The organism is Paracoccus binzhouensis, assembly GCF_016446475.1.
In the GTDB taxonomy this organism is placed as follows: Bacteria; Pseudomonadota; Alphaproteobacteria; order Rhodobacterales; family Rhodobacteraceae; genus Paracoccus; species Paracoccus binzhouensis.
Map to the genome: position 1 here is coordinate 1 of NZ_JAEHFP010000138.1, position 10,648 is coordinate 10,648.

The 10,648-nt window shown below is 60.5% G+C and carries 11 protein-coding genes and 1 pseudogene; 8 read left to right on the forward strand and 4 right to left on the reverse strand.

Annotated features, from left to right (window positions below; translation table 11 throughout):
- Positions 1-18: 18 nt before the first annotated feature.
- The 3 genes and pseudogenes from I9P22_RS25090 to I9P22_RS21190 all read right to left on the reverse strand — a co-directional run.
- Positions 19-225, reverse strand: a pseudogene (locus tag I9P22_RS25090) (RNase H family protein); the annotation flags it as partial.
- Positions 226-248: 23 nt separating this feature from the next.
- Positions 249-488, reverse strand: a complete 240-nt coding sequence (locus tag I9P22_RS24890) for an RNase H family protein (protein WP_269846665.1) — start codon at positions 486-488, stop codon at positions 249-251.
- 70 nt (positions 489-558) lie between these two features.
- Complete coding sequence (locus I9P22_RS21190; RefSeq protein WP_199261870.1) at positions 559-870, reverse strand: hypothetical protein; 312 nt, start codon at positions 868-870, stop codon at positions 559-561.
- A 448-nt stretch (positions 871-1,318) separates the two neighbouring features.
- Here I9P22_RS21190 and I9P22_RS21195 point away from each other — a divergent pair, with 448 nt between their 5' ends.
- From I9P22_RS21195 to I9P22_RS21230, 8 genes are all read left to right on the forward strand, one after another.
- Positions 1,319-2,233: an ABC transporter permease gene (locus tag I9P22_RS21195; RefSeq protein WP_199261872.1), complete on the forward strand. Its 915-nt coding sequence runs from the start codon at positions 1,319-1,321 to the stop codon at positions 2,231-2,233.
- Between the two features lie 151 nt (positions 2,234-2,384).
- Positions 2,385-3,215 (forward strand): ABC transporter permease, encoded by an 831-nt coding sequence (locus I9P22_RS21200; RefSeq protein ID WP_199261874.1) that lies wholly within the window; start codon positions 2,385-2,387, stop codon positions 3,213-3,215.
- Positions 3,215-4,246 (forward strand): ABC transporter ATP-binding protein, encoded by a 1,032-nt coding sequence (locus tag I9P22_RS21205; protein WP_199261876.1) that lies wholly within the window; start codon positions 3,215-3,217, stop codon positions 4,244-4,246. Before I9P22_RS21200 ends, I9P22_RS21205 begins: the two co-directional genes overlap by 1 nt.
- Complete coding sequence (locus I9P22_RS21210; RefSeq protein WP_199261878.1) at positions 4,233-5,249, forward strand: ABC transporter ATP-binding protein; 1,017 nt, start codon at positions 4,233-4,235, stop codon at positions 5,247-5,249. The genes I9P22_RS21205 and I9P22_RS21210 overlap by 14 nt, the downstream gene beginning before the upstream one ends.
- Positions 5,250-5,321: 72 nt before the next feature.
- Positions 5,322-6,905: an ABC transporter substrate-binding protein gene (locus I9P22_RS21215; RefSeq protein ID WP_199261880.1), complete on the forward strand. Its 1,584-nt coding sequence runs from the start codon at positions 5,322-5,324 to the stop codon at positions 6,903-6,905.
- 92 nt (positions 6,906-6,997) lie between these two features.
- Positions 6,998-8,281 carry a Zn-dependent hydrolase gene (locus tag I9P22_RS21220; protein WP_199261882.1) on the forward strand — a complete coding sequence of 428 codons (1,284 nt, stop codon included), beginning with the start codon at positions 6,998-7,000 and terminating at the stop codon, positions 8,279-8,281.
- A 12-nt stretch (positions 8,282-8,293) separates the two neighbouring features.
- Complete coding sequence (gene allE / locus I9P22_RS21225) at positions 8,294-9,064, forward strand: (S)-ureidoglycine aminohydrolase (RefSeq protein WP_199261884.1); 771 nt, start codon at positions 8,294-8,296, stop codon at positions 9,062-9,064.
- A gap of 181 nt (positions 9,065-9,245) precedes the next feature.
- The gene (locus tag I9P22_RS21230) at positions 9,246-10,088 is read left to right on the forward strand and encodes a MurR/RpiR family transcriptional regulator (protein ID WP_199261886.1); all 843 of its coding nucleotides are present in this window, start codon (positions 9,246-9,248) and stop codon (positions 10,086-10,088) included.
- 48 nt (positions 10,089-10,136) lie between these two features.
- On the opposite strand, the gene I9P22_RS21235 is transcribed toward I9P22_RS21230, so the two are convergent.
- On the reverse strand, positions 10,137-10,648 hold a 512-nt coding region (locus I9P22_RS21235), incomplete at its 5' end, for a DUF3830 family protein (RefSeq protein ID WP_233253520.1).

A 10,648-nucleotide genomic window follows, 5' to 3' on the forward strand; every position in this document is an offset into this window, starting at 1 on the left:
AGCTCCCCCATACCTGCCTCAGCAAAAGGGAAGCACATCACGAGCAGGCCGGGAATCCTGAATCTTGATGCCCGCGATACGCTCTAGACGGTCGGTCCGCTCGTTCAACCCGTCCCCATTATGGCCTCTGCCCCACTCCCATGCGATGTTCCGCCCGGTTGCCTGGAAATCGAGAGCTTCCCACAGGTCGCGGTTCTTGACTTCGTCCCCGCCCTTCGCCTTCCAGCCCCGACGCTTCTAAGACGCTTCTAATTGGACAGCCATTCGGTCATGCCCTTGGTCAGATACTCGCTGTCCGTGCGGACTGTGATGGGGGCCGCTTCGTCCACCTTGAGGCAGTTCAGCGCCCGCAGCGCCGCCGTCAACTCCATCTGGTTGTTCGTGGTGGCCGGGGCATAGCCGGAAACTTCTACCTCCTTCGTGATGGTGCCACTGGCCTCGCGCTGGATGATCGTTGCCCAACCGCCGGGACCGGGTTCCCCCGACAGGCTCCATCTGTGGTGATGATGATGCGGGCATCTGTGCTGCTGGTCATTCTCTGTGTTTTCCTGCTGGTGCTTAGAAGTCTGCGCTAGGGTCTGCTGCGGTGCCGGTCTCTGTGGTCACGCGCTGGGCAACGAACTCGTCGGGTTCATCGCCCCCAAGGCCATACTCGAAAATCTGCCGCAGGCGGTGCTTCCCGAAGCTGCGGGCCATTACTTCCCAGATGATGGCTTCGGGGTCGCGCTTCATCGCATGGGCGGCGGGCTTGAACGCGGCAAGGCGGGTCTCAATCAACCGTTCAAATTTCCCTGGTTCTGGGGGCTGCCATTGCGCATCGGTTCGGTCGCCGGACCATTCCCCGCTGGGGGACGTGCCCGCTGCGATCATTTCCCGCCACCGCGCGCGCATATCGGTCCCGCATATCTGCGATCACGCGCAAGGCGGTCAGCCAACAATCCCGGGGGTTCAGTGCAACCGGATTCTTCCCTGCATGGAAGGTCAGCCTGTCAGCGAATCGGTTCCGGATGCAAAGAACCCCGATGAAGAAATGATCCGCAACCGGACGATCCGATGCTGCCCGAAGCCCGTTCCACGGCGCTGTCGCCTTGTTGCCATCCGCAGCATGCCGCCACCTCGTGCAGGCTGCTGCGACTTTGGGCAAGGCTCCGATCCAAAACCGGTTTCTCGTCGGATTGCCGACCTCGCAGGTGCCGTGATCGGTGGACAAGCCGCTTCTTGTTTCGATAGATAATTTTTAGATTGATAGAATATGAAAAATTTCTATCATAAATGGTGACGCCCACGAAGAGGGGTGCGAAGTACCAAGGGGAGACGCATGAAACGCTATCTGATCCGCTATACGTTTCAGTTCGTCCCGGTCCTGCTCATCATCTCGCTCATCGTGTTCGGGCTGGTGTATATGGCAGGGGATCCGGTTCAACTGATGCTGCCCGACTCGGCGACGCCCGAAGAAGTGGCCAGCCTTCGAGAGACGCTTGGACTCAACCGGCCTTTCTGGGTGCAGTACGGGGTCTTTCTGAAGAACGCCCTGACGGGCGATTTCGGGGTATCGTTCCGCTACCATGCCGATGCGATGTCCGTCGTGCTCGACAGGCTGCCGGCTTCCCTCGCCCTTGGCTTGCTGGCCATGCTGTTCGCTCTCAGCGTCTCGATCCCTCTGGGTATCTGGTCGGCGCTTCACAGGAACACGGGCGTCGATCTTCTGATCACGGGCGCTTCGGTCGCCTGCAAGGCCATGCCCACCTTTTGGCTTGGCCTCATGCTGATCCTCATCTTCTCGGTGACCTTGCAGATCTTTCCAGTGTCCGGCAGCGGGACGATCAGCCATATGATCCTGCCCGCCATCGCCTTGGGCGGCGGGACGGCTGCGGAAATCACCCGCCTCGTGCGCTCCAACATGCTCGAGACGCTCGGCCAGGATTATATCCGCACGGCCCGCGCAAAAGGTCTCGGCGAGGGCGCCGTCATCTATCGCCATGCGCTGAAGAACTGCCTTAACCCGGTCATCACGATCATCACGGTGCAGTTGCCGTTCCTGATCGGTGGATCGCTTATCACCGAAACGGTCTTTGCCTATCCGGGCGTGGGGCAATTGCTGGTCCAGGCCGTCAATGCCCGCGACATGTCGATCGTTCAGGCCGGAGTATTCCTGATCGCGATCCTCGTCATCGTCATGAACATGATCGGCGACATTCTCTACCGGACTGTCGACAAGCGCATCAAGTACTAGGCCCGCCGGTATTTCCAGGGAGGAAATAATGACGCAAGCTGTCGGAAAGGCTGACTGTTTAATGGACGGTGACAAGTCCGATTATTTCGGCCGGAATGAAGCAGAATCGACTTCGCAGAAAGAAGACAAGCCCGGCTGGCTCAGGCTTTTGATGCTGAGCAAGACCGGCCTGGCGGGAATGGCCATTGTCGGGACCGCCATCCTGGTGGCGATCTTTGCCCCGGTCATAGCGCCCCACGATCCGGCGGCAATCGACCTGGCCAGCATGTTCGCGCCGCCCATGTGGCTGGACGGCGGATCGCTCAGCCATCCGCTGGGGACCGACAACCTGGGGCGGGACGTGCTGAGCCGGATCCTGTATGGCTCGCGCACGTCGCTGATCGTCGGGGTCTGCGCGGTCATCGTCGCGGGCTGCATCGGCACCTTGCTGGGCCTGATGGCCGGCTTTTACGGCGGCTGGATCGGCAATGCGATCATGCGGGTGACGGATTCGCTGCTGGCCTTGCCGGCCATGTTGATCATGCTGGTGATCGTGGGCGTGTTCGGTCCCAGCCTGGTGACGTTGATCTTCGTGATGGGCTGCACGAAATGGGTGCCCTTCACGCGCCTGGTCCGTGGCGAGGTGCTGAGCCTGAAGGAACGCGACTATGTGCGCGCGGCCCATTCCATCGGCACGCCGAATTCCACGATCATCCTTCGCCACCTGCTGCCCAACGTCCTCTCGACGATCATCGTGGTTTCCACCCTCAGCGTCGGCACGGCGATCATCTCGGAATCCTCGCTGAGTTTCCTTGGCCTTGGCATCCAGCCGCCCGACGTGTCCTGGGGTTACATGCTGAGCGAGGGCCAGACCCACCTGTCGACAAGCTGGTGGATCGCCACCTTCCCGGGCATCGCTCTCAGCCTCACCGTGATCGGGTTCATCTTCCTGGGTGACTGGCTGCGCGACGCCACCGATCCGCGCCTTCAAGGGAGAGCATGATGACTGCCGTTTCCGCCCAGGCATTGCCCCAGGCCGACCCGTCCGAACTGTTGCGGGTCCGGGGTCTGACGACGCGCTTTCACCTTCACAAGAAGGCGGTCACCGCCGTCGATGGGATTTCCTTCGACCTGAAGCGCGGCGAGGTGGTCGCCATCGTCGGCGAATCCGGCTGCGGCAAAAGCATCACCGCCTTTTCCATCATGGGACTGCTCAGCCCGCCGGGACGGGTGGACAGCGGCGAGGTTCTGTTCGAGGGCCGCAACCTCGCCAAGCTGTCGCGCGAGGAGATGCGCGAGATCCAGGGCAACCGGATCTCGATGATCTTCCAGGAGCCGCTGACCTCGCTCAACCCGCTGCTGACCATCGGCTTCCAGCTGGATGAGCCGATCCGCGCCCACCTGAAACTGGGCAAGGCGGCCGCGCGGGAAAGAAGCCTGGAGATGCTGCGCAAGGTCGGGATGCCGCGCCCCGAGGCCGTGCATGCCTCTTATCCGCATGAGCTCAGCGGCGGGATGCGGCAACGGGTCATGATCGCCATGGCGCTTTCCTGCAACCCGTCGCTGCTGATCGCGGATGAACCCACGACGGCGCTGGACGTGACGATCCAGGCCCAGATCCTCGAACTGATGAAAGACCTGCGCAACGAATTGCAGATGACCATCGTGCTGATCACCCATGACCTGGGCGTGGTGGCCGAAATGGCCGACAGGGTCATCGTCATGTATGGCGGCCAGATCGTCGAGCAGGGCGACACCTTCAGCCTGTTTCGCAATCCCAGCCATCCCTACACCCAGGGCCTGTTGAACAGCACGCCCAATATCCACGAATTGAAGGACAAGCTGGAGCCCATCAAGGGCACCGTCCCGCCTCTGACCCACATGCCCGCAGGATGCCGGTTCCATCCGCGCTGCCCCCATGCGTTCGAAAGATGCGTGAGCGCATCGCCCGGCTGGGTGGATCTGCATGACGACCATCAAATGCGCTGCTGGCTGCCTGAAAAGAAGGAAAGGCTGCTCCATGAACACGGTTGAGCAAACGCCCCTGCTGGAGTTGAAAGGGATCAAGAAATACTTCGATGTCTCCGGCGACTGGAGCTGGCTTTCGGCCCAGCCAAAATATCTCAAGGCGATCGACGGGATCGACCTGAAGGTCTACCCGGGCGAGACCTTGGGCATCGTCGGCGAATCCGGCTGTGGAAAATCGACCACCGGCAACGTGATCGCGCAATTGCTGAATCCGACCGAGGGCGATGTCCTGTTCGAGGGGGAAAGCCTGTGCGATCTGGCGCCGAGGGTTCTGCGCCGGCGGCGCAAGGATTTCCAGATGATCTTTCAGGATCCGTTTTCCTCGCTCAATCCGCGCATGCGGGTCAGGGATCTGATCGCCGAGCCGCTTCGGTCGCACAGGATCGCTTCGGGAAAACAGCTTCACGACCGCGTCGTTGAACTGATGAAGGCGGTCGGGCTCAGCCCGTCCTTCATCGACCGCTTTCCCCATGAATTCAGCGGAGGACAGCGCCAGCGGATCGGCATCGCCAGAGCCTTGGCCTTGCAGCCAAAACTGATCGTTTGCGACGAGGTGGTGTCGGCGCTGGACGTGTCCATTCAGGCGCAGATCCTGAATCTGCTTTCGAAACTGCAGAAAGAGTTCGATCTGACCTATATCTTCATTTCCCACGGGCTGCCGGCCATCAAGCATATCAGCGACCGGATCGCGGTGATGTATCTTGGCCGCATCGTGGAATTGGCGACCAAGGAACAGCTCTTTTCACGGCCGCGCCATCCTTATACGGAGGCCCTGCTGTCCGCCGTGCCGCTGCCCGATCCGGAAGCCGCCCGGACGCGCAAGTGGATCGTCCTGCAAGGCGATATTCCCAGCCCGGTGAATACGCCCCCCGGATGTTCGTTCCATACCCGCTGCCCCTATGCGCGGGACAAATGCAAGCAGGCCGTGCCGACGATGCAGGCGCTTGAGGACGGACATGCGGTGTCGTGCCATTTTCCGCTGGAAGGGCCGTATTGGCTACAGCAATGACGCGCGGGGAAAGGGGCGATCCCGCGCGCGCATCACCGACAAGATAATTCCAAGCAAAAAACGGGGAAAGAAATGTCACGACCGACAACAGGGAAAACGCACGGAGATTTTCTGCATGCTATCGCGGCAATGGTTATGATGACCGCTTTTGGCCTGACGGGCAGCACGGGGGCCGGCATGTTCGACGCGTCCGCCGCCGTGGCGCAAGAGGTCGATACGCTGCGGATCGGCATGCGCAGGGGGCTGTTGACCTTTGATCCGCACAACAACGGCGCCTATGGCACGCCGCTGATGAATGTCTTCGATACGCTGGTCCGGCGCACCGATAACGGCGAATTCGTGCCGCACCTGGCCAAGTCCTTCGAGCAAAAGGACGATTATACATGGGAGTTCGTTCTTCATCAGGGCGTCAAGTTCCATGACGGCAGCGAACTGACGGCCCGGGATGTCAAGTTCACGCTCGACCGCGTGGTCGGGGATAACCGCCTGATAGAAAGCCCGCGTTTCGCCACCATCAAGGAAGTGAAGGTTCTCGATCCCTACACGGTGCAGATCGTCACCAATGTCCCGGATCCCGTCATGTTAAACCGCCTGATCCGCATGGGTGGCAGCATCATGCCGGAAAAATACTTCAACGAGGTCGGCGTCGATAATTTTACCCAGCGCCCGATCGGCTCGGGTCCATACAAGGTGGTCCAATACAATGTCGATCAGCAGATCGTTCTTGAAAAGTTCAAGGACTATTTCAAGGGCGACGTCTCGGACTGGGATAAGGCCGTGCTGACGATCCTGCCCGAGGCATCCACTCGGGTCAACGAACTGATCACTGGCGGAATGGATCTGGTTGACGAGGTGCCGCCCTCGGAATGGGCCCGGGTCAACGGCAATGACGGCACCCGCATCGTCCCCGGCGATTCGACACAGGTCATCCTGCTGATGGTGAACAGCAACGAGCAATTCCCGACCTCGGACGTGCGGGTGCGCCAGGCCATCGATTATGCCATCGACGACAAGCTGATCGTGGACAAATTCTTCCAGGGCATGGGGACGCCGACGAGGACGCATATCACGCCGGGTATCACAGGGTTCAACGAAGAGTATTACGATACATATCTATACGATCTGGAAAAGGCAAAGGCGCTGCTGGCAGAGGCCGGCTATGACGCGAGTAATCCGCTTAGCCTGACGCTGCAAGTTCCCAAGGGCCGCTATCTTCTTGATTCGGAACTTGGGCAATTGATCGGCGCCATGCTACAGCTTGCCGGTATTCAGGTGAACTTCGAGTTTCTGGAGAACAGCAAATATGTCGAAGTTCGAAACAACAATAATAACAAGGAACTGATGCTGGCCGGTTACGGCAACAGCATGTTCGATCCTTTTCTGCCCTTGAATGCCCTGAACTCGAAAACCTATTTCGAGCGTCTCGGCTACAGGAATGAGCGCGTGGACAAGCTTCTTGACGAGGCAGAGGCCACCATAGACCAGGAAGCGCGCGCCGGAATGTATCGGGAGGCACAGGCCATCCTGGCCGACGAGCTTCCCTTCATCTACATCTATGCCGAGCAGTATTTCACCGGGATCAATACCAACCGGATCGAGTTTGCTCCTCCGTCCAGCAAGGACGTCCTCATCGAGGACATGGTCAAGGCGGAATAATCCGAAAATTGCAAGATGCGATCACGACCTGCGCGCCGTGATCGCGCCGATCCTGCGCGAGGATCGGCTGAAAACGGGAGGAGGGCGCAGGCATGATCGACAAGGAACGGTTATTCGAGAACCTGATGCGTTTGGGCGAGATCGGGCGGACGGAAAGCGGTGGCGTCAGCCGGCTGGCACTGACCGATCTTGACCAGGAAGGTCTCGAACTGATTGCCGTCTGGATGAAGGATGCGGGACTTCGTGTCCGCATGGACGAGGCTGGCAACCTCATCGGCCGCAAGGAAGGCAGGATCGCGGACGCTCCGGCCGTCCTGACCGGCTCTCATTCCGACACCGTCCGGGAAGGCGGCAAGTTCGACGGCGCCCTTGGCATCCTGGGTGCAATCGAGGCCTTGCGTTGCATGAGCGATGCGGGCGTGGTCACCGATCACCCCATCGAAGTCCATGCCTATCGCGACGAGGAGGGGTGCCGCTTCGCCTCTTCCTATTCCGGCTCGCGGATCGTGACCGGAAAGTTCGAGCCCGCGCGCCTGGCGAAAGCCGATGCCGACGGGATCACCGTGGCCGAAGCCCTGACGAAACTGGGCATCGACTGGACGCAGGTCGACCGGGCCGCCAGGTTGCGATGTTCGACCAAAGCCTATGTCGAGCTGCATATCGAACAAGGCTGTGTGCTGGAACGCGCCGGCGTGTCCGTCGGCGTCGTCTCGGGAATCTGTGCCTCGGCCCGCGGGCGGATCACGTTGACCGGAGAGGCCCAGCACGCCGGGACCACGCCGATGCGCATGCGCCGTGATCCGATGGCGGCGGCCGCAGTCATCATCCAGATGATCGAGCAGGAGGCCAGCGAGACGGGAACGACGGTGGCAACCGTCGGCACGCTGAGGACGCTGCCCGGCGGCGTGAACATAATCCCCGGCCTGGTCGAATTCACCCTGGATTGCCGCGATCTTTCGGAAACGGTTCGGGACCGGGTTCTAGATCGCATCACCGGGCAGGTGCGCGAGATCTGCAGGCAGCGCGACATCGGGTGCGAGATCGAAGTCTATAGCCGCGGCGTTGCCAAGCTTTGCACGGAAGAGGTGCAGGACGCGATCCGCCGGGCCTGCGACAAGGTCGGGGTCCGTGCCATCTCGTTGCCAAGCGGCGCGGGACACGATTCCGGCTCGTTCCACGATTTCTGCCCGATGGGCATGATCTTTGTCCGGTCCGTGGGCGGGATCAGCCATAGCCCCGCAGAATGGAGCACGCCCGAGGATTGTGCGGCCGGGGCGGACGTTCTCTACCACACGTTGCTGGATCTGGCGTCCTCTCGGGAAAGCGGGGCTGGGGCCGGGATGCTGGCAAGCACGATCGAAATCACCCAGAACTGAAGGATTTGACCCATGGCCAAGAAGCAGATTCAACCCGCCGGTGTCTTTGCCCACCATCGGGCAGCGGTCACGACCCATTATGCGGTCATGCCCCCCGAGGGCATCCTGGAAAGCCGGATCCCGGGCATCGCCGGCACGACGATCACCGTGCAGACCTCGCGCCAAATGGGCGCCGAATTCTCGCAGGTCATGCTGGACATTCAGGAAAACGGCGGCATGGAACAGGCCTGGAACGACGGCAAGCAGGCGTTCTACTATGTGATCGCCGGGCATCCCGAGGTGGAGATCGGCGGCGAAGGGCATTCCCTGCGGCCGGGCAGCTATGCTTATGCGCCCGCCGGCACCCCGACGCGGCTGACGAACCCAAACCAGGAAATTGCTCGTGTCATCTGGCTGAGAAAACCCTATGAGACGGTCGACGGGATCGCGCCGCCCGCGCCGCTTGTCGGTCACCAGGAAGACGTCGAGAAGGTCAACAAGCATACGCAGGGCCGGACCTGGCAGCATCTGTTGCCCGACAGCGATCCCGCCTTCGACTTCGCCATGAACATCCTGAGCTTCGAGCCCGGCAACTACTTCCCGATGATCGAGACCCATGTGATGGAGCATGGCCTCTATATGCTGGAAGGTCAGGGGATGTATCTTTTGCAGCACGACTGGCATGAGTGCTGGGAGGGCGATTTCATCTATATGGCGCCGTATTGTCCGCAGTTCTTCTATGCGACCGGCTGGTCGCGGGCCAGCTATCTGCTTTACAAGAACGTAAACCGTGACGACTTCTGATCGTCCCGGCCCGGTGGCCGGGGACGGTGGACCCTTGCCGGCGAGCCAAGACCCGGCCAGACAGGGGACAGCCTCGCCCGCGTGTTCGAAAAAACACGACCGTTTCCGGTGGCGAGTGGAAAAATAGTTTCAGTTCGTGTTAGGTGATCCGGATACCGACCTGACGCAGAGGTGAACCGCCATGACGCTTCCTGTCGAGGACCGCCTGAAGGAAATCTATGATCAGCTTCCGCCCAGTGAGCGCGCCCTGGGCGATCTGATCATCGATTTTCCCGGCGTTCTGGCGACGCACCCCATTTCGGAGCTGGCTGAGCGGGCCAAGACCTCCAATGCGGCCGCGACGCGGCTGATCAAGCGTCTTGGCTACAAGAACGTGCAGGAATTGCGCAAGCAGGTGCGTCAGGCGCGCGAGAGCGGAGCGCCCCGCTATCTCAACACATTCGCGACCGGCAACGAAGGTTTCAAAAGCGGTGTTCAGCAGCATCTCGAAAGTGAAATCCAGAACCTGATCCGCAGTTTCGAGGCCATCGACGAGCAAACCTTTACCGCGGTGGTCGATTGCCTGGCGACGGCGAATTCCGTCTGGATCGTCGGGTTCGGGAACAGCCACATGCCGGCGCTCTATCTTCGCCAGCAGCTGATCCAGCTGCGCGATCGGGTGGAAGTCCTGCCCCGTCCCGGTCAGGCAATGGCCAAGGATCTTTCGGGGTTGACCGACAAGGACATGATGATCGTCATCGGCTTCAGGCGACGCAACGAGATGCGTTATCGCGTGCTTGAATATGCCAGAAGCATCGGCACCCCCAGCCTTTATATGACCGATCATTCCGAGGGAAATACCGCGGGACTGTCGGATTGGACGATTCGCTGTCGTGTGCAAAGCACGTCGCTTTTCGATTCCTACAGCGCCGGATACAGCATTCTCAATTACATTGCGGCATCGCTGGCGGACCGGCTGGGAAGGGAAGCGTCCAAGAGGCTCAGTCAGGCAGAGAAGATTCATACCTTTTTGGGAGGAGACTGAGCCTCTTGCCGGGCCGGTTACCTTCACGCGACGGAAGGTGTTTCCGGCCTATTCGGCGAGCGCGAACAGGATTTCCTGTGCACCATGCCAATGCACATGCTCGCCGAGTTCGGGAAGCGCTTCCTTGCCCTCCACGATGCTCAGGAAATGGTTGCCGGCAATCTTTCCGAACTCGCAGGCAAACTCGTTCGGGCCGTAGGGCATATAGATCTCGCCGCCGCCCTGTTCCCTGTCGCCGGGATACATGACGACCTCACCCAACTGGGGATAGCTGGTCGCCTTTTCATAGCCGATATCGGCCCCCGTCGTGCCGATGCGGATGAACGAGGCCTTTCCGCTCCAGCGACCCTGGCAGATATGGGCCTGATAAGGCAACAGGCCAAGAAACCAGGCGCAGGTCTTCGGAGATTTCTCGGTCTCGAGCCGGGCGAGGAATTCGTGCCCTCCCGCCGTGATTCTTATATGCGTCATCGGGCTCTGTTGCACAAATCCCGTCAGGGATTCAGATCGTGAATCCAGGGTGGTAGCTGTGATGTATGAGCAGACCCACACCGCCAACC

Excerpts from the sequence above, each read along its gene's own strand:
- I9P22_RS21190 (WP_199261870.1), bottom strand. The coding sequence starts at position 870 with ATGATCGCAGCGGGCACGTCCCCCAGCGGGGAATGGTCCGGCGACCGA.
- I9P22_RS21195 (WP_199261872.1), top strand. The coding sequence starts at position 1,319 with ATGAAACGCTATCTGATCCGCTATACGTTTCAGTTCGTCCCGGTCCTG.
- I9P22_RS21200 (WP_199261874.1), top strand. The coding sequence starts at position 2,385 with ATGCTGAGCAAGACCGGCCTGGCGGGAATGGCCATTGTCGGGACCGCC.
- I9P22_RS21205 (WP_199261876.1), top strand. The coding sequence starts at position 3,215 with ATGACTGCCGTTTCCGCCCAGGCATTGCCCCAGGCCGACCCGTCCGAA.
- I9P22_RS21210 (WP_199261878.1), top strand. The coding sequence starts at position 4,233 with ATGAACACGGTTGAGCAAACGCCCCTGCTGGAGTTGAAAGGGATCAAG.
- I9P22_RS21215 (WP_199261880.1), top strand. The coding sequence starts at position 5,322 with ATGTCACGACCGACAACAGGGAAAACGCACGGAGATTTTCTGCATGCT.
- I9P22_RS21220 (WP_199261882.1), top strand. The coding sequence starts at position 6,998 with ATGATCGACAAGGAACGGTTATTCGAGAACCTGATGCGTTTGGGCGAG.
- allE (WP_199261884.1), top strand. The coding sequence starts at position 8,294 with ATGGCCAAGAAGCAGATTCAACCCGCCGGTGTCTTTGCCCACCATCGG.
- I9P22_RS21230 (WP_199261886.1), top strand. The coding sequence starts at position 9,246 with ATGACGCTTCCTGTCGAGGACCGCCTGAAGGAAATCTATGATCAGCTT.